The organism is Shewanella sp. SNU WT4 (assembly GCF_006494715.1).
Lineage (GTDB): Bacteria > Pseudomonadota > Gammaproteobacteria > Enterobacterales > Shewanellaceae > Shewanella.
The window spans coordinates 1106127-1129657 of the sequence record NZ_CP041151.1 but is presented as its reverse complement, the minus strand read 5'-3'; the positions used below and the strand labels follow the sequence as shown (position 1 = coordinate 1129657).

General features: G+C 47.0%; 22 protein-coding genes and 1 riboswitch. Of the genes, 8 read left to right on the top strand and 14 right to left on the bottom strand.

What is annotated here, in order from left to right:
- Nucleotides 1–7 precede the first annotated feature (7 nt).
- Nucleotides 8–511 (bottom strand): cytochrome b/b6 domain-containing protein, encoded by a 504-nt coding sequence (locus FJQ87_RS05110; protein WP_140931145.1) that lies wholly within the window; start codon nt 509–511, stop codon nt 8–10.
- 109 nt (nt 512–620) lie between these two features.
- Nucleotides 621–1142 (bottom strand): menaquinone-dependent protoporphyrinogen IX dehydrogenase, encoded by a 522-nt coding sequence (gene hemG, locus FJQ87_RS05105; protein ID WP_140931144.1) that lies wholly within the window; start codon nt 1140–1142, stop codon nt 621–623.
- Between the two features lie 250 nt (nt 1143–1392).
- Between hemG and FJQ87_RS05100 the strand changes: the two genes are divergently transcribed.
- Complete coding sequence (locus tag FJQ87_RS05100) at nt 1393–2232, top strand: TIGR03899 family protein (protein WP_140931143.1); 840 nt, start codon at nt 1393–1395, stop codon at nt 2230–2232.
- 74 nt (nt 2233–2306) lie between these two features.
- Here the strand turns inward: FJQ87_RS05100 and FJQ87_RS18670 are convergent, their stop codons facing one another.
- Entirely contained in the window at nt 2307–2477 is a 171-nt protein-coding gene (locus FJQ87_RS18670; protein ID WP_168195141.1) for a hypothetical protein, read from the bottom strand.
- A 669-nt stretch (nt 2478–3146) separates the two neighbouring features.
- Between FJQ87_RS18670 and adhE the strand changes: the two genes are divergently transcribed.
- On the top strand, nt 3147–5750 hold the full coding sequence (adhE, locus tag FJQ87_RS05095) for a bifunctional acetaldehyde-CoA/alcohol dehydrogenase (RefSeq protein WP_140931141.1): 2604 nt from the start codon (nt 3147–3149) through the stop codon (nt 5748–5750).
- Between the two features lie 365 nt (nt 5751–6115).
- Here adhE and cysC read toward each other — a convergent pair whose 3' ends face one another.
- From cysC to cobA, 5 genes are all read right to left on the bottom strand, one after another.
- The gene (cysC, locus tag FJQ87_RS05090) at nt 6116–6784 is read right to left on the bottom strand and encodes an adenylyl-sulfate kinase (protein WP_140931139.1); all 669 of its coding nucleotides are present in this window, start codon (nt 6782–6784) and stop codon (nt 6116–6118) included.
- Between the two features lie 15 nt (nt 6785–6799).
- A complete protein-coding gene (locus FJQ87_RS05085; RefSeq protein ID WP_140931137.1) occupies nt 6800–8560 on the bottom strand; it encodes an SLC13 family permease in 1761 nt (586 codons plus the stop codon).
- Between the two features lie 5 nt (nt 8561–8565).
- Nucleotides 8566–9963, bottom strand: a complete 1398-nt coding sequence (gene cysN / locus FJQ87_RS05080; RefSeq protein WP_140931135.1) for a sulfate adenylyltransferase subunit CysN — start codon at nt 9961–9963, stop codon at nt 8566–8568.
- Nucleotides 9964–9978: 15 nt separating this feature from the next.
- Complete coding sequence (gene cysD / locus FJQ87_RS05075; protein WP_140931133.1) at nt 9979–10887, bottom strand: sulfate adenylyltransferase subunit CysD; 909 nt, start codon at nt 10885–10887, stop codon at nt 9979–9981.
- Nucleotides 10888–10980: 93 nt separating this feature from the next.
- On the bottom strand, nt 10981–11793 hold the full coding sequence (cobA, locus tag FJQ87_RS05070) for a uroporphyrinogen-III C-methyltransferase (protein WP_140931131.1): 813 nt from the start codon (nt 11791–11793) through the stop codon (nt 10981–10983).
- Nucleotides 11794–12086: 293 nt separating this feature from the next.
- Here cobA and FJQ87_RS05065 point away from each other — a divergent pair, with 293 nt between their 5' ends.
- On the top strand, nt 12087–13826 hold the full coding sequence (locus tag FJQ87_RS05065; protein ID WP_140931129.1) for a S41 family peptidase: 1740 nt from the start codon (nt 12087–12089) through the stop codon (nt 13824–13826).
- A 241-nt stretch (nt 13827–14067) separates the two neighbouring features.
- Here FJQ87_RS05065 and FJQ87_RS05060 read toward each other — a convergent pair whose 3' ends face one another.
- Both FJQ87_RS05060 and FJQ87_RS05055 read right to left on the bottom strand, forming a co-directional pair.
- Entirely contained in the window at nt 14068–15759 is a 1692-nt protein-coding gene (locus FJQ87_RS05060; protein ID WP_140931127.1) for a hypothetical protein, read from the bottom strand.
- A gap of 177 nt (nt 15760–15936) precedes the next feature.
- On the bottom strand, nt 15937–16479 hold the full coding sequence (locus tag FJQ87_RS05055) for a thioredoxin family protein (protein ID WP_140931125.1): 543 nt from the start codon (nt 16477–16479) through the stop codon (nt 15937–15939).
- A gap of 94 nt (nt 16480–16573) precedes the next feature.
- On the opposite strand from FJQ87_RS05055, the gene FJQ87_RS05050 reads away from it, so the two are divergent.
- Nucleotides 16574–17188, top strand: a complete 615-nt coding sequence (locus tag FJQ87_RS05050; RefSeq protein ID WP_140931123.1) for a LysE family translocator — start codon at nt 16574–16576, stop codon at nt 17186–17188.
- A gap of 87 nt (nt 17189–17275) precedes the next feature.
- On the opposite strand, the gene FJQ87_RS05045 is transcribed toward FJQ87_RS05050, so the two are convergent.
- Complete coding sequence (locus FJQ87_RS05045) at nt 17276–17602, bottom strand: DUF3144 domain-containing protein (RefSeq protein WP_140931121.1); 327 nt, start codon at nt 17600–17602, stop codon at nt 17276–17278.
- A 105-nt stretch (nt 17603–17707) separates the two neighbouring features.
- On the opposite strand from FJQ87_RS05045, the gene FJQ87_RS05040 reads away from it, so the two are divergent.
- Nucleotides 17708–18034, top strand: coding sequence for a DUF2956 domain-containing protein (locus tag FJQ87_RS05040; protein ID WP_140931119.1), 327 nt, complete (start codon nt 17708–17710; stop codon nt 18032–18034).
- A 27-nt stretch (nt 18035–18061) separates the two neighbouring features.
- Here the strand turns inward: FJQ87_RS05040 and FJQ87_RS05035 are convergent, their stop codons facing one another.
- Nucleotides 18062–18364 carry a helix-turn-helix domain-containing protein gene (locus tag FJQ87_RS05035; protein WP_140931117.1) on the bottom strand — a complete coding sequence of 101 codons (303 nt, stop codon included), beginning with the start codon at nt 18362–18364 and terminating at the stop codon, nt 18062–18064.
- Between the two features lie 177 nt (nt 18365–18541).
- Here FJQ87_RS05035 and FJQ87_RS05030 point away from each other — a divergent pair, with 177 nt between their 5' ends.
- The 3 genes from FJQ87_RS05030 to FJQ87_RS05020 are packed head-to-tail and all read left to right on the top strand — an operon-like array spanning nt 18542 to nt 21238.
- Nucleotides 18542–19117 carry a PH domain-containing protein gene (locus tag FJQ87_RS05030; protein ID WP_168195140.1) on the top strand — a complete coding sequence of 192 codons (576 nt, stop codon included), beginning with the start codon at nt 18542–18544 and terminating at the stop codon, nt 19115–19117.
- Nucleotides 19107–20690 carry a PH domain-containing protein gene (locus FJQ87_RS05025; protein WP_140931113.1) on the top strand — a complete coding sequence of 528 codons (1584 nt, stop codon included), beginning with the start codon at nt 19107–19109 and terminating at the stop codon, nt 20688–20690. The genes FJQ87_RS05030 and FJQ87_RS05025 overlap by 11 nt, the downstream gene beginning before the upstream one ends.
- An 11-nt stretch (nt 20691–20701) precedes the next feature.
- Nucleotides 20702–21238 carry a DUF924 family protein gene (locus FJQ87_RS05020; protein ID WP_140931111.1) on the top strand — a complete coding sequence of 179 codons (537 nt, stop codon included), beginning with the start codon at nt 20702–20704 and terminating at the stop codon, nt 21236–21238.
- Between the two features lie 151 nt (nt 21239–21389).
- Here the strand turns inward: FJQ87_RS05020 and FJQ87_RS05015 are convergent, their stop codons facing one another.
- Both FJQ87_RS05015 and FJQ87_RS05010 read right to left on the bottom strand, forming a co-directional pair.
- Nucleotides 21390–22394 (bottom strand): adenosine deaminase, encoded by a 1005-nt coding sequence (locus FJQ87_RS05015; RefSeq protein ID WP_140933997.1) that lies wholly within the window; start codon nt 22392–22394, stop codon nt 21390–21392.
- A gap of 81 nt (nt 22395–22475) precedes the next feature.
- Nucleotides 22476–22575: riboswitch (purine riboswitch) on the bottom strand.
- Nucleotides 22576–22697: 122 nt separating this feature from the next.
- Complete coding sequence (locus FJQ87_RS05010) at nt 22698–23123, bottom strand: hypothetical protein (protein WP_140931109.1); 426 nt, start codon at nt 23121–23123, stop codon at nt 22698–22700.
- Nucleotides 23124–23531: the final 408 nt, after the last annotated feature.

The following is a 23531-nucleotide window of genomic DNA, read 5'->3' as shown; positions in this document are numbered from 1 at the left end:
TCACTCATTAGCGCATCATATCAATCACATGCAGTGCCGCGCAGACCACGTGTGCCATTAAGGCTCCGACCATAATCCAAGCGCAATCACTATGCACGCTGCGCCACCACAAGGCATCACTGCCGCCTTGTTGTACAAACCACATGCCGCCAGTAATAGCGCAGCCGAGCAAACTCACCAGCAATAAGCCTTCCACCACACTAAATAAGCCAGCGCCGCCACAAACCGGTAATTTACCGCGAGCAAGGGCGCGGCAATCTTGCCCCAAGCCTGTAAAGTTACCCGCTAAATACGGAAAATACAGGCGCCATTGGCCATGGCGGCAGTTTTTTATTAAGAATAACAAGGCTAACGGAATGAGTGCTAAACCCACATACACATGCCATAAATCCCAAACACTGGCAGAAGCTCGCAATTGCCGCCCCATAAGGATCCACGGGCTAGTCACAAGTAAACTCACGCTCGCCAGCATAAGTAATAGATGCAGCCTAAGCTCAAACTTTTCCCACATGGGCACTCCCTAACAACTGAATGGGGCTACTACTAATAGCTAAACACATGACTCAATAAAAAACGCATGCTAAACATGCGTTAAGGCGTTCATCAACTCAGAGACAGAGTTAGCGCGCTTGATGAAAACGTTTGGCTAATGCGCTGACTTTATCCCAATCGGTAAAAGTAATGTCGGTATCAGGCGCCGTAGGCCCTTTGGTCATCCACATGATAAAGCGAATGATATTTCTATCCATAGTGCCTAAGCCTGGGTAATTTAAGCGCCCACCTAAGACTTCTAAAATTGGTGGCTGCCACTCGATTTGCTTTAAGAAGGCCTGCATATACGCATTAGTTGTTGGCGTATTTTTACCAGGTTTACGCGCCACTAAACTCACCGAAAAAAAGCCACAGACTTTTTGCTCCAGCGCCGCCTGATGTTGGCGCATGTAAGACACTAACGCTGCTTGATGCTTACCGTGGCGAATACTGCCGCCAATCAATACTTTATCAAATCCACTTAAGGCTGGGGCAGTGGCTAACGCAGCCAAGGTGACATCATCGCCCATGGCTTGCAGTTGCGTTTGCAAACGCTCACAAATGAGCTGCGTATGACCATGAACGCTTGCATATAAAATCAGTGTTTTCACTGTGGTATCTACCCGTTAATAAGCTAAATCTATGAGTTTGAGTGTAGAAGATAGTCAGGGCTGAGTATTTGAGAGAGATCACGCCATCTGTCCCCAGTTCGGCAAATATTCAACAAAACGCAAACTATTTCACAAATATTATGAATAACAATATGCTAGTGATTAATACTAATAACAAGGACGACTAGCGAGTCAATCGACATAGGAGTACGCCAGCGCCACATGACATTAGCCAAGGAGTGGGATCTTAATGACAGATAAGCCTTACGTTCCGGTGCAGGCGCTGCACATTCAGGACAAAGCCATCTCAGCCCGCCAAAAAACCTTGTTAATTGGCCGCCACTTAGGCTTGGCTAGCGATCACCATTATCAAGCCAGTGAAGCGAGCTTAAGTGAGCGCAGCGCCAAACGCCAACAGTTATTAGAAGAACAATATCAGCAAAACCTTGAAACTATTTATAAAATTTCGCTATCTATCACGCCATCGGACGTCACAGGCTCTGAGCTTGATAGCGACTGGACCATGCAATTTCTGCAATTAGCCAAGCAAATAAGTCATAGCAAGATGCAAGAGTTATGGGCGCGCATACTGGCCAGCGAAGTAGTAAAACCCGGCCAATTCAGTATTCGTAGTCTTCAAGTGTTGCAACAACTCACTCAGCGCGAAGCCATTATTTTAGAGCGAGCTAAATCTTTATCCGGCAACTTAGATAACGATCCGCACTTAATTCTGCTTAGCGGCTATCGCAATACCAGCGGGCTGCGGCAATATTGGCGCAAACCGGTCAATACAGGCTTGCCACTCAGTCAATTTGGCCTGCCCTATTCCGCCATACTCACCTTGCAAGAAGCTGGCATACTCCACAAGAGTGAATTTGAAACAGGCTTGCTGGCGCCGAAACAAGTTATCAGTTGGCATAATCAACAAGAGTTACTGCAGCTGCGGCCAAAGTACGCCAAGTTAGTGTTAACTTACTATCGCTTTACCCCCATAGGTGATGAGTTAGTGCAGCTAATAGGCTCGCGCCACGACAGCCCTTACTGGCAAGCCATGCGCGCCTTGTTTGCGCGCGATTTTCAGTGGCGCTAATGACTTATCTCGCGCTATTGCCTTATATCGCGCCTTAGTTATGCGGCAAACTAGCTTAAGCCGACGGCTTTAAGCTAACGATTCCCTGACTGCTGGCTTACTGCCAGAGTAAATACCCAGCGATTGTGATTAACATGATTAAGCTTGGATAAAAGCACAAGACAAACCCAAGGGCCCGTGATGGCGCCTAAGCCCACTAGCGCCATTCCCTTTAACACGCAGATTTGCTTATGAGTACGAGCCATATCCACCTCCTTGTGCCCCTTGTGCCTAAGTACCTAAGTACCTAAGTACCTAAGTACCTTAGTGCCTTAGTGCCTTAGTGCCTTAGTGCCTTATCTTGATATCACCCCTTAAGCGCGGGGACTAACTTAATTGAAACAAGTAGCTACCAGGTGTTTTTGGTGGTTGGTGGGGAATTGCGGCATTTAGCTAAGAAATGGGACGTATTGTTTAGCGTATTGTCAGGCGCTTTACACGCCGCAAGCGCATTCCTTATGGGCTCAACTGAAGCATCCCTATTTTTGATAGTATCGCCCCGACAACACACTATTTAAGCTAATCATCCATGCGCCTGCCGCTTGAGTTAATGGCATAAGCAAACTCGCATAGGCACGATAAAGTTATGCTCTAGGTCAAAAAAACAGTTATTTATCATTGAATTAAAATGACGAGATCAATTCTGGCTTTTTTAGAATTTCTTTCTCCATGCATAATTCTTGGTTGAGGGCGCTCACCCTCTGTGGCAGCTTGAAATTCAAACAAACAGATTGTGTTTGTTGTAATTTCATTACGTAAAGTTGCGACATTGTCGTTTGTGTCACACCTTCAACCCGGTTTTCGGTGTAATTTTCTATCACAAAGAGGATTTAGTGAATGCCTTGCTTCACTAAATCTTTTTAGGAGTATTAATCGTGATAGTGACCAATGCACAAGAACTGGATCTGATGGTCGAGCGTGTGGCGAAAGCCCAGGCCGAATATGCAACGTTCAGTCAAGCCCAAGTCGATAGCATTTTCCGTGCTGCCGCCCTCGCCGCCGCCGATGCGCGTATTTCGCTGGCGAAAATGGCCGCGGCAGAAACCCGCATGGGTGTGGTTGAAGACAAAGTGATCAAAAACCACTTTGCTTCTGAGTACATTTATAACAAATACAAAGATGAAAAAACCTGCGGGATTTTATCTGAAGATGTCACCTTCGGCACTATCACCATAGCCGAACCCGTTGGCATCATCTGCGGCATAGTGCCCACCACGAACCCAACATCGACCGCGATATTTAAGGCATTAATCAGCCTTAAAACCCGTAATGCGATCATCTTCTCGCCCCACCCAAGGGCCAAAAACTCGACCACAACCGCAGCAAGATTAGTGCTGGACGCCGCCATTGCGGCTGGTGCGCCTAAGGATATCATCGGCTGGATTGATGAGCCCAGCGTCGCACTATCGAATCAATTAATGACTCATCCTAAGGTTAATTTGATCCTCGCAACCGGTGGCCCAGGTATGGTAAAAGCCGCCTACTCTTCCGGTAAACCTGCTATTGGGGTCGGTGCGGGTAACACGCCGATTGTGATTGATGAAACCGCCGACATCAAACGGGCAGTCAGCTCAATATTAATGTCGAAAACCTTCGACAACGGCGTGGTCTGCGCCTCAGAGCAAGCTGTAATTGTGGTCGACAGTATTTATGAGCAGGTCAAAGAGCGTTTCGCGACTCACGGTGGTTACATACTCTCGAAAGATGAAACCGCGGCGATGCAACAGGTCATTTTAAAAAATGGCAGTTTGAATGCCGATATCGTGGGTCAAAGCGCCGCGACTATCGCGCAAATGGCGGGCTTTGACGTCCCTCATTGGACCAAGGTGCTGATTGGTGAAGTCACCGACATTGGCGACAGCGAAGCCTTCGCCCATGAAAAACTCTCTCCACTGCTTGGCATGTACCGTGCCATCGACTTTAACGATGCTATGGATAAAGCTGAAGCCTTAGTCGCCCTCGGGGGCATTGGCCACACTTCTGGGCTTTATACCGACCAAGACACGCAAACCGAACGTGTGCATGCCTTTGGTTTTAGAATGAAAACGGCGCGCATCTTGATCAACACCCCAGCTTCGCAGGGGGGCATTGGCGATTTGTATAACTTCAAACTAGCACCTTCACTCACCTTAGGTTGCGGCTCTTGGGGCGGCAACTCGATTTCGGAAAACGTGGGTCCAAGTCATTTGATCAACAAGAAAACTGTCGCTAAGAGGGCCGAAAACATGTTGTGGCACAAGCTTCCTGCATCTATTTATTTCCGCCGCGGCAGTTTACCAATAGCACTGGAAGAACTGAGCGATAAAAAACGCGCGCTGATCATCACCGACAGATTTTTGTTTAACCACGGTTATTGCGACGAAACCATGCGGATTTTAAAGGCCCAAGGCCTTGAAACCGAAATATTTTACGATGTCGAAGCCGATCCTACTTTAGCCATAGTTCGCCAAGGGGCAAAGGTCGCACAAAACTTTAAGCCCGATGTGATTATCGCCCTAGGCGGTGGCTCACCTATGGATGCAGCGAAGATTATTTGGGTGCTGTACGAACATCCAGAGGTTGATTTTGCAGATCTAGCCTTGCGCTTTATGGACATTCGTAAACGTATCTACAAGTTCCCTAAGATGGGCACCAAGGCCATGATGGTGGCGATTCCCACCACCTCAGGTACAGGTTCTGAAGTCACGCCTTTTGCGGTTGTGACCGATGAAGTCACAGGGAAAAAATACCCAATTGCCGATTATCAACTCACGCCTAATATGGCGATTGTTGACCCAAATCTTGTGATGGACATGCCTAAATCCCTCACCGCCTTTGGTGGCATAGATGCGGTCACCCACGCCCTTGAAGCTTATGTCAGCGTGATGGCGAACGAATACAGCGACGGCCAAGCACTGCAAGCCCTCGATTTACTGTGCAAATATTTACCAGATGCCTACCACTTAGGTTCGCAAGCACCTGTCGCCCGTGAAAAAGTTCACAATGGCGCCACCATTGCGGGTATTGCCTTTGCTAACGCTTTCCTCGGTATTTGCCACTCAATGGCGCACAAGTTGGGCGCAGAGTTCCACCTTGCCCACGGCTTAGCCAACGCATTGCTGATCAACAACGTTATCCGCTTTAACGCAACGGATCTGCCCACTAAGCAAGCGGCATTTAGCCAATACGACCGGCCAAAAGCCCTGTGCCGTTATGCTGCCATTGCCGATCACTTGAAACTCGGCGGAACAACGGATGAAGAAAAAGTTGAACAATTGCTTGAGAAAATCACTCAGCTCAAGAAGTCGATTGGCATTCCTGCTTCTATCCAAGACGCTGGCGTCAACGAAGCCGACTTCCTCGCCAAGTTAGATGAACTAGCCGAAGATGCCTTTGACGATCAATGTACCGGAGCCAACCCCCGTTACCCATTGCTTATCGAGCTGAAACAACTGTTCCTCGATAGCTACTATGGTCGAAACTACAGCGATAATAACTAACATGTGACCTCACGAAGCGAGGTCGCTAAGCTAATAAAAAGCCCTTCACTGGTATAAGTGTCAGTAACCGACCTTATATCACAAGGGCTTTTTTGCCATTTAACACAGTCTCACTAGGCGTAAAGAGGCTGCTATGAGAGATTAGATTAGCGCCATACATAAGCTCATAACGAGCATAAGATTGACTTAAATGGGTCGTAAATGGTTTCGCAGTAGATACCGCTCTTGATTAACACTTAATTAGGGTGGCACACGCCGCTGGGAGATAAAGGCTAGGCTCTGAGCTGTCATTCATAATGACATGAACTGTGATACTTAAGGTAGAGGCTTATGCCCCTCAAATACATGAAGGGCATGCCATCAACTCAAGCATTAATATCTTTGGCGTTAACATCTTTGGCTTTAATAATTTCCAGCGCGGTGAGATAGGTCATTAAGGTATCAACTTGCCTATCAAGCTCACCTTTACTGGTGTCTATGGTGAGTTCAGCGGCTAATGGCGCTTCGTAGGGGGCGGAAATACCAGTGAAATTAGCAATCTCGCCCTTACGCGCACTGACATATAAGCCTTTAGGATCGCGCGCTTCACAAACGGTCAGTGGCGTAGCCACATGAATTTCAATAAATTGCCCCGCGGGCACGCTGGCGCGAATGGCATCGCGCTCACTGCGAGTGGGCGATATAAAGGCCGATAACACCACTAAGCCCGCATCTAGCATTAACTTGGCAACTTCCCCAACGCGGCGTAAATTCTCATCCCTATCAGCTTCGCTAAAGCCTAAATCCTTGCATAAACCATGGCGGACATTATCGCCATCGAGCAGATACGTGTGATGCCCAGCGGCAAATAAGGCTTGCTCTAAGGCGCCAGCTAAGGTGGATTTACCCGCGCCAGAAAGCCCAGTAAACCATAAGATCACAGGTTGCTGCTGCTTTTGCGCGGCCCGCTCAAACCCAGTGACCAGATGCTGATGCCACACTATATCTTGCCCTTGAATAACCTCGGCAACTGGCGCTGATACTGCTGATTTCATACACACCTCACATCATTAAAAAGGAAAGCATAAAGGCACTAAGATGAGCACCGCGGCCGAATACACTATGGAGACAGGTAACCCCAGACGCACAAAATCTTTAAACTGGTAATTACCGGCCGATTGCACCATTAAGTGGGTTTGATAACCATAAGGGCAAATAAAGCTGGCACTGGCGCCAAACAGTACCGCAAAAATAAATGGGCGAGTATCAACGCCATAACTCATGGCCACCGCATAAGCGATAGGAAAAGCTAAGGCGGCCGCGGCATTATTGGTCATGAGTTCAGTGAGCGCTAGCGTTAAAAAATACACTAAGATAAAGGCGGCCATGACGCCCATACCGCCACTCATAGCAAGCAAGCTTTTAGCTAAGTTATCAGCAAGCCCCGACGCCAACATTAAGTTGGCCAGACTCAAGGCGCTGCCCACCACCAGTGTTAACCCGATAGGAAAACGGCTGCGGATTTCATCTAAGGTGATAGCCCCTATACCAACATAAAATAACAGCAATAGGCTTAAGCCCTTAGCTAAAGGAACCCACTCAAACACGCTTAATAAAATAGTGAGGGCAAACGTCGCTAACACTGTGGTATTGCGTTTTTTATCTAAACGCACACTGATATCAAGGCCACTGATGGCTAAGAAATCATGATTAAGATCAGGGTGCTGGCGAAAGGTTTTGCCCGGTGCCAGCACTAACATATCACCCGCCATGAGCTCAATATCGCCAAGCCCCCCTTTTAATGGCTCAGCGCCGCGGCGAATCGCCACCACTGCGGCATCAAAATGCTCACGAAACTGCGCCTGTTTGAGCGAGCGCCCAACTAAAGCCGATGCTGGCGATATGACGGCTTCCAGTAAATTTTGGCCGCGAGCCTGCTGCTTACCAAACCACTCTAAGCCATCAAATTGCTCCAGTACTGCCATGGCATCCACAGCGCCAGAGAAACGTAACACATCACTGGGTTGCAGCACTAATCCAGGCGGTACTGGGCAAATACGTATGCCGCCGCGCTCAAGCTCCACCAAATATAAATGCTTAAGGGCGCGTAAGTGATTGTCTTGCACACTCTTACCCACCAAGTTGCTGTTTGCAATCACCCGCGCTTCTAATAAATACCAGCCTTGCTGCGCGCTGCCCACTTGTCTGTCGGGCAAATACATGGCGCCTAACACTAAGACGATGATGCCCGCAATGGCAGCGACTATGCCTACCTGAGTAAACTCAAAAAAACCTATGGGTGGCAAGCCTGCCGCCACCACAAAAGAGTTCACTATTAAGGAGGTCGAAGTACCAATTAAGGTTAAAGTGCCGCCTAAAATCGCCGCGTACGATAATGGCAATAACAGCTTAGTGGGCGCATGACCTGTGTTATGGCGCACTGCGCCAATTAACGATGCCACCACAGCGGTGTTATTGGTAAATGATGAAATTAGGGCCGTAGAAATACTTAAACGGCATAAGGTTGAGGCCAATGAACCGCGGCCAATAGCGCGGCTCATTTGAGTTAATATGCGAGTTTTCTCTAATGCTTGGGTGACTAACAGCAAGAGCACTAAGGTCACTAAGCCTTCATTGGCAAAGTTAGTCAGTAGCCCTTGCAAGCTCACGTAACCCAATAAATAACAACTCACCGCCGCTAAACTAAATAACAACGCAGGACTCGATACCCCTCGAATCAAGCCTATGACTAAGGCGATTAAAATCAAACCTATGCCAAAGTGCTCAACCGATATCCATAACTGATTAGCAGCACTGAGCCATGTGGACATTTTGCTTACTCCAAGGTGGCAATATCTATGGCTTGCCAATGCGGATATTGGCTGCGAATAAGCGCATTGAGCTGCTTTTCAAAATCACTAAATTGCGCCTTAGGTGCTTGATTAACGCTGGCCACCAGCATGGCCGCAGCAACTGTGGCATTGCTGAGCCTATCAATTAAAATCATGCTGCCGCTGTGGCGCAATTGTTGATAAGCATCAAAAGCTAATGGCTCACTTAAGCGTAAATTGACCCGAGCTATGCCGTTTAAATGCAGGCTAGTGGCCGCCAATTGTTGATAGCTATTGACGTCTAACTGGTATTCAATCGCCGTCACTGTTGCCTGAATTAATTTATGGCCAGCTTTAACATTGTAAAGTTTGCCAAGCACCAGCGGCGCTTCATCCATCCATACCAGATCGGCGCTCACTTCACTGGCTAATTGCGGCGGCGCATCAACACTTGCCAGCATATCGCCACGGGAAATATCTAGCTCATGGTTTAAGGTCACAGTAATGGCTTGCCCAGCAATGGCGCGCGGTAAGTCACCATCAAAGGTCACGATTCTGGCAACGGTTGCGCGTTTAGCAGAAGGCAGCGCGATTATCTCATCACCAACCGCTAAGGTGCCGCTTTGCAAGGTGCCGGCATAGCCGCGAAAATCAAGATTTGGGCGCTGCACGTACTGCACAGCTAAGCGCACTGGCTCAGTATTAAGCGAGCGCCTTGTATCGATAGTTTCTAACAAGCTCAATAAGCTTTGGCCTTGATACCAAGGCATATGCACACTGCCATTAACTACGTTATCCCCTACTAAGGCAGAGACAGGAACATAGTTAATGGTCAGTTCGCCAAGTTCAGCGGCAAAACTGGCAACATCATCAACAATTTGCTGATAACGACTTTGCGAGTAAGCCACTAAATCCATTTTATTAATGGCAACAACCAGATGCTTAATCCCAAGTAAGGAGGCGATTAACGCATGGCGGCGAGTTTGACGCTGCACGCCATGGCGCGCATCCACCAGCACTATGGCAAGCTCACAGGTTGACGCGCCGGTGGCCATATTGCGGGTATATTGCTCATGGCCTGGGGTATCAGCAATGATGAATTTGCGCTTGTCGGTAGAGAAATAACGATAGGCGACATCAATAGTGATCCCTTGCTCGCGCTCGGCCTGCAGGCCATCAACCAACAAGGCTAAATCTAGGGCATCGCCCGTAGTTCCTACCTTGGCGCTGTCGGTTTTTAAGCTGGCTAAATGGTCTTCATAAATTTGGGCGCTGTCATACAATAAGCGGCCGATTAAGGTGCTTTTACCATCATCGACACTGCCACAGGTTAATAATCGCAATAAGCTTTTATGTTGCTGCTGCGCTAAATACTGACTCACTGACTGGGCTGTATTTTTCATTATTGATTCCTCGCCTTAGAAATAACCCTGACGTTTTTTAAGTTCCATTGAGCCACTTTGATCGCTATCTATCAGTCGACCTTCGCGCTCACTTGAGCGTGCCAGCAGCATTTCTTCAATAATGTCATCTAAAGTAATGGCTTGTGATTCCATGGCGGCCGTTAATGGATAACAACCTAAAGTGCGAAACCTGACCGTTAAATGGCGCACTTCATCGCTGGCTAATAACGGCATGCGCTCGTCATCCACCATAATGAGCTGGCCTTGGCGCTCCACCACAGGTCGTGGTTTGGCAAAATATAACGGCACGATTTCAATGTTTTCTTGTTTGATGTATTGCCAAATATCCAGCTCAGTCCAGTTAGATAACGGGAACACGCGAATACTTTCGCCAGGGTCAATGGCGGCGTTATAGGTATTCCATAATTCAGGGCGCTGATTTTTAGGGTCCCATCTGTGCTGCTTATCGCGAAACGAATAGACTCGCTCTTTGGCGCGGGATTTCTCTTCATCACGGCGCGCGCCGCCAAACGCGGCATCAAACTTATGATGATCTAAGGCTTGTTTAAGCGCTTGGGTCTTCATTATGTCGGTATGCTTAGCGCTGCCATGATCAAAGGGATTAATGCCTTGAGCTAAGCCATCAGGATTAGTGTGCACCAATAAATTCAAGCCAAACTTAGCCACTTGCTGCTCGCGAAAGGCGATCATCTCTTTAAATTTCCAGCCGGTATCTACATGCAGCAAAGGAAATGGCACCTTGCCGGGATAAAACGCCTTACGCGCCAGATGCAGCATCACAGATGAGTCCTTACCAATGGAGTACATCATGACTGGATTGGCAAATTCGGCAGCAACTTCGCGAATAATATGAATGCTTTCAGCTTCTAATTGCGCGAGATGACTGAGTTGTTCTGGGACCATCTTGATTCTCCCTCTTGGCCGCAGCCGTTAAATAAGTACTGAACTAAAAACTGAAATCGTGTTTTCTTAAACAGCTCATTGCAGTGCTATTTATCACTTTGCTAGCTGAGTGCTATGTTCCGCCGCATTACCTTCAAACCACTTAAGCTCAGAAGCTAAACGAGTGACTTCACCAATAATCAGCAGCGCTGGCATAGGAATATCTCGCACACTATCGGCGGCTAATTGCGCCAAGCTACAAGGGTGCAAAGTTTGATTATGACGACTCGCATTGGCCACAAAGATGGCGGCAGTATTGGCGTCACGACCTGCCGCGATAAGGTTGGCAGCAATAGTCGCCGCCTTTTCAACCCCCATGTAAATCACTAAGGTCATTTGCGCCGAGCGGTATTCTTGCCAACGACTGACATCATCATTTAACGTGTGGCCAGTAATAAAACTAACGCTGCGCGCCATTTCTCTATGAGTTAATGGAATACCGGCATACGCCGCCGCGCCGCTTGCGGCCGTAATGCCGGGCACCACTTGATAAGGCACGCCAGCCGCTTTCAAACTTAAGCACTCTTCACCGCCGCGCCCAAAAATAAACGGGTCGCCACCTTTAAGCCGCACAACATGGCGACGGGTATAAGCTTTAGTGATCAAGAGTTGATTGATTTCCGCTTGAGTCGCACTGTGCAAACCGGAACGCTTGCCTACCAAGATACGCTCAGTGGTACTTGGAATGAGCGCTAGGATATCGTCGCTCACTAAGGCGTCAAACAACACGGTATCGGCTTGCTGTAAAGTTCTTAAGGCCTTAATGGTCAATAAGTCAGGATCGCCAGGGCCTGCGCCCACTATGCTCACAAGCCCAGGAGTCGCTGTGGCATAAGCGAGTGATACTACGTCATTTTGCTGCGCCATAGCGCCTCCGCAATCTTCATTATCCAATGTCAGCCACTATAGGCGTAACTTTATAATTAGATAAATAGACAAACGGCAGAGCTTACAACTAAAAGATATATAATGCGCCACTAATCTAGCAGACGACTATTATGCCGTCAGCAAGCCTTAACCTTATGCCCAGCAAGCTAAACCTAGCCGCACTACGCGCCCCTTAGTCCCAGCACTCATAACAAATCCCACCAGCGATTTTTGGCATTAGGCGAATTTATCAACAATACTTATCCACTTTATGGTGAAAGTCAGATGAATCCATGCCCACTCCAGTTCGGAATGGGGCAAACACTCAACGATATCCTTTAGCTGCCGCGCAATTTACGGCAAAAGGTCAAGGAAAGGCGATGAATACGGGTTATCGAACTATCTATATTATCTTGCTTGCAAGTCTTGCCCTGTGCGTAGGGCGCTTAGCAAGCCTGCATTGGCCAGCAGCAACGCCGCCAGCAACCTTATCCCAGCAGGAAATTACTGAGGAACTGATTGAACTAGAGGGCTTGCTACAAAGTCACGGTGCGTTTTTAAGCTTAGCCTCAAGCGATTGGTCGATTGAATGGCGCCACTGGCAGGAGCAAATGTTCAAGCTCAGTGAATACGGCATGGCTATCAACGAGTATCAATTACGGTTAAGCCAGCGCTTAAGCCTACTTAACGATCCTAATTTGCATGTCAGTGCCAGTCACTCTTATGTGGCGGCGCAGCAAGACTATGATTATCAAATTGAATACTTTAATGATCATTTTATTGCTAAAAACAATCGCGGCCGCTTACTGGATAAAACCGCCAGCATAGTCAGTTTTATTGACGGTATGCCACTTTCGCGCTGGATAAATGTCATTCGCACCTTGTTACCCAGATCTCAGTGGCAAGATCAAACTAAGATAGCCGCGCTACTTAGCCAGGCCCATCAACTTAGGCCATTGCTGGGCATAAATCCTGAGCAAGATTTACGTATTACCCTCACCAATAACCGCGGCCAAATTAGCTATCGCCACTTACCTATAAAGGCGCGCAGTACCGCGGTGGGATCTGAGCTATGGCGTCAATATCATCATCTTAAGCTGTCATTGCTGCCGCTATTGCAACGGCCGTGGTTTAATCAAGCCCATGCCAGTGACACTCTTACCTTAATCCCTTCAAAACAAATTACACCTAAGCCAATTCAAATCAATATTGAACCAGCAAAGAGTGCGGAGGATAAACAAGAGTTAGCCTTAGTGCCAAACGTGATAATTACTGAGGTCATCAATCAAGCGCTTGTTTTACCGCAAGCCATACCTGTAACCGAAAGTGATGATAGCCCCTCACCCGGGCAAGCCTTAGATGGTGAACATTGGTGGCTAGCCGTTGATGACTTAGCGGCCATGGAAGACAGTCAACTGCAAGCTCAGCTGCAGCAAGCCTTACAGTATTACCCAACCGTGATTATCGATATCCGTAAAGCCCATGGCCGCAGCCAAGCGTTACTGCATTTACTCAATCAAAGATTTGGACCCGAGAAGCGTACTCTGCTCGGCGCGACTCAATATACTTTGGGGCATTATCGCAGCGCGCAAACACTGCAACTGTGGGGCTTCTCCCATGAGACTACTAAACAGCAGATTAAGGCGCAGCGCTTAAGCACTCAATTGCAGCGCTTTTTGCCTGCCCGCTCTTCTATGCCGTCAGAGCCTGCGCGAGTGTTACCTGCACGCGTGTTGTTAGTGACTGGACCTGAATGTATTCAAGAGTGTGAGTGGCTTGCGATTGCTGCGCGCCATTGGCCGCGGGTAGATGTGATTGGTCAAGCAACCCAAGGCCGCACAGGGTTAACTAAAAGCTTTTATTTGCCGCACTCCAAACTGAGCTTACATCTAAGTACTAGCCTTGAGTTTGATGCTAATCAGCAGCTAATTTCCGCCCACGGCATCAGTTCAGCCAAAACTTGGGAGCACATGGCAATGAGTCACCCTGCGAGCTTATTGAGTAAACTGCCGCTTAGCGCCAATAAAAGCTGATGAATTAATCTAGAGGCCAAGTTAACTGTGGCTAGTTAACTTGGCAAATTAACTCAGGCAAGTTAACTCAGGCAAGTTAACTCAGGCCAATAAACCTTGGCAAAGCCCAATTTAGCATCTGCAAACCATAAAAAAAGAGCCTAGCTGGCTCCTTTTAACTTTTTATGCTTAGCGTCTTTAGGTACACAGGCTGAACTCAGAGTTAGAGTCAGCCACGACTAAAAGCATTTAAGGCTCAAGATTACTTAACGCTTGGAGTGGATAGCATTTGGGTATTAAAGATAATGCCTTGTGGCGCCATCAAGAGTTCAAAGCCCACTTGCATTGGCTGATTTTGCAGTACCGCGATATCTGCTGGCACTTCTTCACCACTTAACTCTAACGCCATCACTAAAGGCTGATAAATCTTCTGATAATCAACGCCGCCCGCCATAATGCCATTAGACACTAACGCCTGCGCCGCTAAACCGTCAGCCCACTGCTTAGCCTTGGCGCCGCTATATACCACTAAATGCTCGCCCTTAATGGCTATCATAGGATCAAGGGGTAAAAAGTCTGGCAGCTGTAAAATAGGAGCGAGTGACACCGGCGTGCCATCGCTAGGAACTTGGATGGATGCAAACATAGGGTCAATATTGGTTAGCAAAGACACTAAGGTGCTCGGGCGCGGAGTCGATACACTCACTGCGGCATCTAAGGTTTTTAGCTCACCTTGCTCATTTATCTGATAATCAAACAAACTCATGGCTACGCCCATAGCGCCATCAGCCATACCTGCGCCCATAGTCACCATAGCTGGGTTCTCTGCTGCCAATGATAATTGCAGCTCACGCAGAGGTTCACACGCAGCCGCAGGTTCAGTCAATTGCAGCCAAATGTCAGCCACTGAACCTGCTAATTTGGCGGTATCAGTACCAAAGGCCATCGTCATGATCCGGCCATCTAATTGCGTCATACCCGCGGGAATAAATCCCTGCAAGGCAGAAAGCGCAGTCATCATAGCCGTGTTATTACTTTCGATAACGCTCTTAAGGGTAAACTCAGTGCGATTTGGAGTAATCGACATCTTAGTTGCGCCCATCACAGTCTTTGGCCAATTGCTGGCAATGCTGGCTAATTCGGTTTGGCAGGTAGGGTTTTGCCACACGCTTAAATCGCTATCATCACTCGTTGCCATGATTTGTTTAATTTGTGTCGCCAGCAGCCCTGTGTCTTTGCCTGTGATGCCATTAACAATCGACTCATGGTTAATGAATGTCAGACTATCTGGCAGCAAACCATGCTTAGTCAGCATCTTGCCTACCATATCCTTGGTCGCTAATGAGTTAGTAATCGGGGTTTTACCGAGCGCCATAGGTAATAGGCTAGGATCGGCTTGCTTAATATCAAGGGTCAGTGTCATCCAGCCGTCTTGATAAGCCACCACTAACGCCGCCTCTTCATCAAAGATGTAGCGGCGAACGTCAACACCATCAATAGTCCCTGCTTCCATTTTTACAGAGCTAGCAGCGGCGGCCTTGTCAAATTGAGCATTCATGGCATTCGGATTGGCGATTTGCCATTTAACCACGGGCAATAAACCTAAGGTATAGAAATAAGCTTGGATGTTATCACTCATGCCAAAGCCCGCTAATAAGGCATTAGGATCAGGCAATAAGGTCATGTACTGCTTGTATAACGAGAAAAAGAACTGCTCAGTTGGGCCTGTGCCTACCACCTCAGCTAGCGCGTCGTCTTGATATGCATCTTTGATACTATTTAGATAATCTTTGATTGGAAACGGGGTTAATTGGCCAGAGAAAAACGGCGTGTCGGCGGGAATATGCGCCAATATGGTCATATCTCCGCCCTTTTTCATCGATGTTTCTTGGCTTATCCAATAACCCACACCGCCAATAATAATTAGCACGATTATGGTTAACAGGTTTTTCATGCATGCTCCCGCAGCTAGTTGGTGACACATTGAATATTAGCTGTAAAAGTATCACAGCCATCAAGAGTTACTAACAAGTAAGCAACTTTATGTACAAATTTTCATTGCTATCTAAAAATCGGGACACCACTAAAAAACGCTATTAATCCGTCACCTGCAACAACGCCAAGAGTGACTTTAAATCCCCTGCCGCTTAAGCGCCATTTCTAAGGCTAAGATAGTGAGCTCACGGGGCAGTTCAATTCCCGACGTTTTACCGCGGCCATAAACTTTATTAAAAGGAAAACCATGGGCTCCTTGCGCGGCTAAATAGGCAGAGATTTCATCATCAGGTTCAGTGGCATCGCCGCGCATTAAAATGATATCACTGCGGCGCAAACGCTCAGTCACTTGCTCGCGATGCCAGACGTTGGCTTTATTTTGCTGGCAAATACTGCACCAGTCAGAAGTGATATCCACCACCACCACGTAGCCTGCATCCACTAAGGCGGGAATTTTATCAGCATCCAGTCGCTGCCACTCTAATTGGCGCCACGCCTGATAATCTTCAGTGAAACTCACAAAATAACCGACACTACCCAGACAAAAACTGGCCGTCAGTAAAATCACTATCACCATAGTCGGTAAGGGATAGCCGCGGATTTTTAAGTAGGTAAAATAGCCAGCCGATCCTAAGAGTCCGGCTAACACCAACAACAAACCAATTTGTAACCCACTCATGTATCATCCTTTACTTATTCAATTGCCACTCGTTCCACGAGTTTGTATTCTGCATCACAATCAATGATTACTTCAATGTAACACAAAGGAAGATATGGATATTTCTGCCGTTATCAGTTTATTAGCCATTTGTTTACTCGGCGCCATGTCTCCAGGCCCAAGTTTAGCTATGGTGGTGCGCCACACATTAGGCAGTGGCCGTCGGCATGGGATTATTTGTGCGTGGTCACATGCGCTCGGCATTGGCATCTATGCGTTAGTGACATTGCTGGGATTAGCGACTGTGTTAGCGGCCTCGCCTCAAGTTTTTAAAGCCATTACTCTGTTAGGCGCCTTGTATCTGGCCTATTTAGGGGTGCAAGCCCTGCGATCTCAAGGTCAAGGGCCGGGCTTGTGGCAAGGGGGACAAGCTATTAGTTATCGACAAGCCGCGCAAGATGGCATAGCGATTTCACTATTTAACCCTAAGATTTTATTATTCTTTACCGCGCTTTTTAGTCAGTTTGTGATGTTAGCAGACAACATGAGTGGCCAAGCCCTCATAGTGCTAATGCCTATGGTGATTGATGGTTTGTGGTACACCTTAATCGCGTTCGCGTTTTCTCACCCTAAGGTGTTGGATAAACTCAAAGCTAAGGCGCATATCATAGATAAGTTAAGTGGCGTGGTATTGCTGTTGTTAGCGGCGAGAGTGATTTACAGCCTCTAAGCCTTGGGTTCTAAGTTCTAGGCATTTGGTTCTAGACATTTGGCATTAATAGCCTGTAAGTGAACGCACTTACAGGCACGCACGCAATTAACCTTTAAAAATCTCAACGTCCGCTTGTGGATCTATGTTTTCCACTGGTGGGGTTGCAATATGATCATCAAGATTATCACTCAACATTTCTTTAAAATCTTGGCTAAACCATTCCAGCGCATTGTCTTTTTCAGCGGCTAAATCGGCAGATTTCAGCGCCGCCTCAAAGGCATTAAAGCGCGCGGCAGCAAATCTCAGCGCAGAACCCACTTTACCAACATCTTGTTGCTGCTGGGCTAATTCATTGGCTAACGCGATAAATTGATCGGCTAATTCATACAAGCTCGCCACTTGGGCTGGCTGATTTTCAGATTGTTGTGACATGTCAACGCCACTCCTTTATGGCTAATATTTGCGAGGGATTCTACCCCAAAACTAAGTTAAATGCGGTAAACTCAGGCGCAAATTTGATGCAAACGCCAGAGTTTAATGAAGACCGACATTTCTCATGAATCAAAAGAGCAAGCCAATAAGCTTGCCAAAGCGACCCAAAAGCCAGGGCAAACCAAAGAACAAACAAAGTTGATTGCTCAAGGCATAGAAAAAGGCATAGCTGAATTTAAAAAGCAGCATAAAGCCCAAGCAAGAGACAGAGATAAATTTAAGAAAAAGCTTAATAAACAAAAGCAAGTAAGCACAAGCGTTAGTACTGATGATGACTATGCACCTATGCCAAGCCAAGCGGCATCATACCTGCCTTGGTTATTATTAGCCATAAGTTGGCTAGGGTTTGGCGCTTATCTAATGTGGCGATAACCCTTAGCCACTCGCTAGCTCAATACATTAACGCCCTGCATCACTCAGGGCTTGCTCCAATTGCAGCCAATGGGTTTCAACCCAAGTCGGCGCTATCGGCCCCCAGTCGTGCAAGCAATACACGCCAGCATTATTGCGCTCACCTTGTTGTTTAAACTCAATCACTATACCGATATCTTGGCATGCCACTAAGGTATCTTGCAGCGTGCGTCTTGGCATGCCGGTGCGCGCTTGTAAACTCACCATGTTTTGCGGTTCACTGGCAATGAGCCCAGCTAAATATAATTTTCGATAAAACGCGATTTGCGGTTTTGATGCGATGACATCCATTGTTAACTCCAATCCATCTATGACATAGGTTGAGACATAAACCAGACCACTGCAGTTGCCTTGATGACAAAATTCGAGCCTACAATTTTGCAACAAATATGCGCTATTGACTGATATAGTCTATCTAGCAACACTGACTTAAGTCTTTAATAAGGCATGCTACAAGGATTACCACTGATGGCCAAGATTGAATTTATTGCCCCGCAAGACTATCCCGAGCTCTCGGTGCCGCTGTGCCAAGCCAATTGGCCACCATTAAACGCCACCGAACGCATGCCAGTCGATGCTAAATACCACATCCAAGTGCAAGTTGAAGTGCTGCTAATAAGTAGCATACCTGCCATAGTTGGGCTCATTTTATTAGTCGTTAAGCCTTATCCGCCGCAGTGGCTACTCCTATGCCTAGGCTTAGCTTGGCTAGCCATCACCACTGGCTTTTTGTGGCTACGAGTGCAGCACGCCAAGCGCCTCACTTATTGCGTTTATCCCGCTGCCATTCAAATTGAATCTGGCTTGTGGTGGCAAGATATTACCGCCATGCCTATCAGTCGCTTACAACACGTGAGCCTGTCGCAAAATCCATTAGAGCTGCGCTTTGGCTTATGTCAGCTCAAATGCTTTAGCGCTGGCAGCGGTAGTGCTGAAATTAATTTACCTGGGTTATCGATAGCGACCGCAGAATCCCTAAGACAAGCGCTACTCTCTTTGGCGGCGCCGCAGCTAGCGCAAGGTAACCCAGACAATGCCGCTTAACACTGGGGAAACTAATCTTATTCGGTTATCCCCGTGGGCGATAGTCAGCGTGGTCTTTGGCCATTTAACTAAGCTAGTTAGCAATGCTTATGCGCTCATCCCCATCCTTTACGCTAGCTGGAAAATGGACTTTGATAGCAAGTGGTTAATCATAGGCGCCAGTGTCGTCTTTAGTGTCTCGACCATAATGGCAGTGGTGTATTGGCTTAGATTTCACTATCAAGTTAACCGCGACAAACTCATAGTGCAGCAAGGATTATTGTTCAGCAAAATCGATGAAATCCCGTTAGATAAAATCCTCAATGTGCGCATAGAGCAGCCGTTTTACTTTAAACCCTTAGACTTATTTACCTTAGTGGCTGAAACCGCAGGCTCAAGCAAAGATGAAGTGCAATTGCGTGCCCTTAGTGCCAGTGTCGCCAAAGAGCTACAAGCGGCCTTAGTGGGGAATAATCATGCCAGCGCAAATAGCGCGGCTAACGCTATAGAGCTGGCTCACGCAACTCACGCCATTGACTCAAACAACACTATTGGCTCGCCCCATGCCACTACTAACATGGCCGCCAACGAGCCCCCACTCTGGGTTCATAGAAACGGTGATGATCTGGTGTTATTTGGTTTATATCAAAATAACTTACTGTGGCTCGCCTTGATTTTAAGTCCAATACTTGGACAGTTTGATTACGACAAGCTATCACAGCAAGTGTGGTTCCAAGCCCTTTGGGGGCAAGCCACTCGACTCACCCATGGCGATTTATGGCTGGAAATAGTGTTAGCCAGTACCTTGTTATTGGCAGTACTCGGGATCCTCAGTCTGTTATCTGTGCTGTCGGCCATTTTAAAATATTACCCTTACCATTTACGCTTTGATGGCCGCACTTTAGTGCGCACTGGTGGGGTGATCTCCCATCAGCAAGATGCCCTAAAAGTGCACCGCATCCAGTTATTGCAACTTGAGCAGCCTTGGCTTGCCAGACTCCTTGGCCGCTGGACCTTAAGATTTAAACAAGTCCAAGGCCAAGAAGTTGAGCAGCAGAAAAAAGGTAATATGCTCATTCCAAGCCTTCGCACTAGCGAGCTAGCGACGATTTTAACCAGCATAAATCCAAGCCGATTACCCGAGCACGCCTTAGCGCAATTAAGTCTGCCTAAGTCTTACTGGTCAGTGCATTGGTTGTGGCTCGCTAAACGCATGTGGGCTCCCTTTATGCCAGCGCTCTTTAGCCTATTTGCGGGGGAGTTGTGGATATCGTGCGCACTTGCCTTGGTTGGCGTCGCGTTTTGTTTGTTCTTAATCATCTATTACTGCCAGCTTGGCTATCACATTAAGCGCTCAGGCATTTGGTTACATACGGGCTTACTTGGCCAGCAATGGCGCTTTATTCAGTATAAAAAAATCCAAACGGTTAACTGGCACACCTCACCAGGGCTTAGACGCCGCGGCCTTTGCACTCTAACCCTTGGCCTTGCTAGCGGCAATGTAACTATTTCTTGTATACCAGTGCGCCACGCTAATCATATTTACCGCCAAACTATGATGGCAACGGGCACTGACTTTAACAATTGGATTTAAGCGGAGGCAAGATGCACTATCAAACCGTGCTAGATTTTTGGTTCACACAACTCAGTCCATCAGACTGGTTTAAAAAAGATGTCGCCATTGATGCCAAGATATCTCAGCAATTTGCAGACACGTTAATGCAAGCCAGCGCTGGTGAATGCTGGCGCTGGCGGCAAACTCCCCAAGGGCGTTTGGCTGAGATTATTGTGCTTGACCAATTCTCGCGTAATATTTATCGCGATACCGCTAAGGCTTTTAGTCATGACGCTATAGCGCTAGTGTTAGCCCAAGAAGCTGTGAGCCAAAAACTTGATGAAACCCTTACCCCTAAAGAAAAACCATTTTTATACATGCCATATATGCACAGCGAATCTGCCATGATTCATGAGCAGGCATTACCTCTGTTTAAAGGGTGTAGCGCAGCGAGTCTTGAGTTTGAACTGCGCCATAGCGCCATTATCACCCGATTTGGCCGCTACCCTCATCGCAATCAGTTACTTGGCAGGCAATCCACTCCTGAAGAATTAGCTTTTTTACAGCAAGCAGGTAGCAGCTTCTAATATCACACCAATATTTCACTCACCTATTTGACTCACTTATTTCACGCAAAAAAGTGCTGCTAGTCATCTCTACAAATTCAAGATAATAAAAAGCCGCGGTAGGTTATTGACCGCGGCCGATATCAACACACCTTTACCTTAAATAAACCACTTAGGCTTGCTGTAAATAAGCTTCAACCGCTTGAGTTAACTCATCTTTGCGCTCTTGAGAGATAAAGCTGGCTTCAATGGCATTTAGGCTAAATTGGGCAAGTTCAGCGTTAGAGATAGCAAACGCCTCAGCTACCGCCATAAAGTTTGCTGTCATATAACCGCCAAAATAGGCCGGATCATCTGAGTTAATAGTGACGCACACGCCTTGCCTTAATAACTCCACCAGGTTGTGATCTGTCATGTGTTCAAACACTTTAAGCTTAGTGTTAGACAGTGGGCAGACAGTTAATGGCATGCGCGTAGCCGCAAGACTTGCCACTAATGCCGGGTCTTGCGCGCAGCTAACGCCGTGATCGACGCGGTTTACCTGTAGCAATTCAATGGCATCGACAATATTTTGCGCCGGCCCCTCTTCCCCTGCATGAGCCACAGTTAAAAAGCCCAAGGCTTTGGCCTTAGCAAAAACTCGCGCAAATTTTTCAGGGGGATTGCCTTGCTCAGAAGAATCTAAACCAACGCCGATAATCTTATCTTTAAATGGCAGCGCCATCTCTAAGGTGGCAAATGCTGCATCTTCATCAAGATGGCGCAAGAAACACATAATAAGTTGGCTGCTAATGGCTAATTCTTGTTCGGCCTTAGTTAGCGCCGCGCAGATACCATTGACCACAGTCGCAAAGGCCACACCTCTGTCGGTGTGTGTTTGCGGGTCAAAAAATATTTCACAATGCTGCACGTTATCAGCGCGGCAGCGCTCAAGATAAGCCCAGGTTAAATCAAAGAAATCCTGCTCAGTCAGCAGTACATTGGCGCCTTGATAATAGATATTTAAAAATGACTGCAGATTAGTGAATTGATAAGCCGCGCGCACTTCATCTGGGCTTGAAAAAGGGATGGCCACCTGATTGCGCCGCGCTAACTCAAACATGAGTTCCGGCTCTAAACTGCCTTCAATGTGCAGGTGTAATTCAACTTTAGGTAATCCAGTAACAAAACTTTTCATCATTAACTCTCAAATTGGGATGACGAGAGAAAGACGGCTTATCTGATTATAGTGACAAATAAACATACAAAGAGATAAGCAATCAATCGCTTAGCTCTTCGTAATCAGAATTTTACGGATTCTGGTAGAGACCCCTGTACCGGATTAACAGGGTTATACGAAGTGATAGGCTGATATGACATCAGCCTATGGGCGCGGATTGTGGCATAAAAGTTTATGTTGATAAAGGCTGAGGTGTATTAGTAGATCACAAATCAGAAACAAATCTATTGATGACTCGTCAGGGCGCCTTAGTCGCTGCCATTATTGCGGCATTCGATAAGTCACTGACACTTTGCCAGAATCACTATCCTTAAAGGAAAATTGGCGTTCATTGATAGACATTATGATGACACAAAATGAATGGTCGACCAGATGACTGATCTCTTCTGATACCTTGGTATATCTAGCGCAGCTTTTCTTTTGGCCATTGTCATAAAGATTAACGTACACGCCTTCAGCTTCGTAATCACCGCCCTCGGGCAAACTGCCCCAGACTCTAAAGGTGCCGTCTTTAAGGTATTCATCAAAGCGGGAAAACGTGGCGCCACCATCATTAGAATTGCCCCAGATACCATAAAGTAAGGGCTCAGACACTTTTATCCAGCCAGAAGACGTCGATGCCAGTACTGACTGGCTAGATGACATCATCAATAGCAGAGCTAAGCTGCGCATAATTGCATACTTCATCGAATGTGTTCCTTAACTTAACCTAAGTACATCTCAAGCCGTGCTAATGGCAATCAGTCACATCATCAACACTAGGCTTTACCACTTTTATTCACATAAAAAAGGCAACTTATTAGTAACGCATTAAAAATAGGTTACCTAAAGACAAATATACCACAAACAAAAGCCAACATAACCACCAAAAATTAACAGACTTTTCATTGTTAATGTAAGAATGCATGTGCCGGCTAAAAAACATTGTCTTGATGAGGTGTGATTAAGGAAATGCATGATGACGGGTATAACAAGGCGAAATACCAAAAGCGGGACAAACAGAGAATAAAATGATAACGCTAGCGGGCGGCTAGCGTTAAGGAACTACCATTTAGGTAGTGTTCATAATTCTGTGTCATTTCAGTAAAATATTCA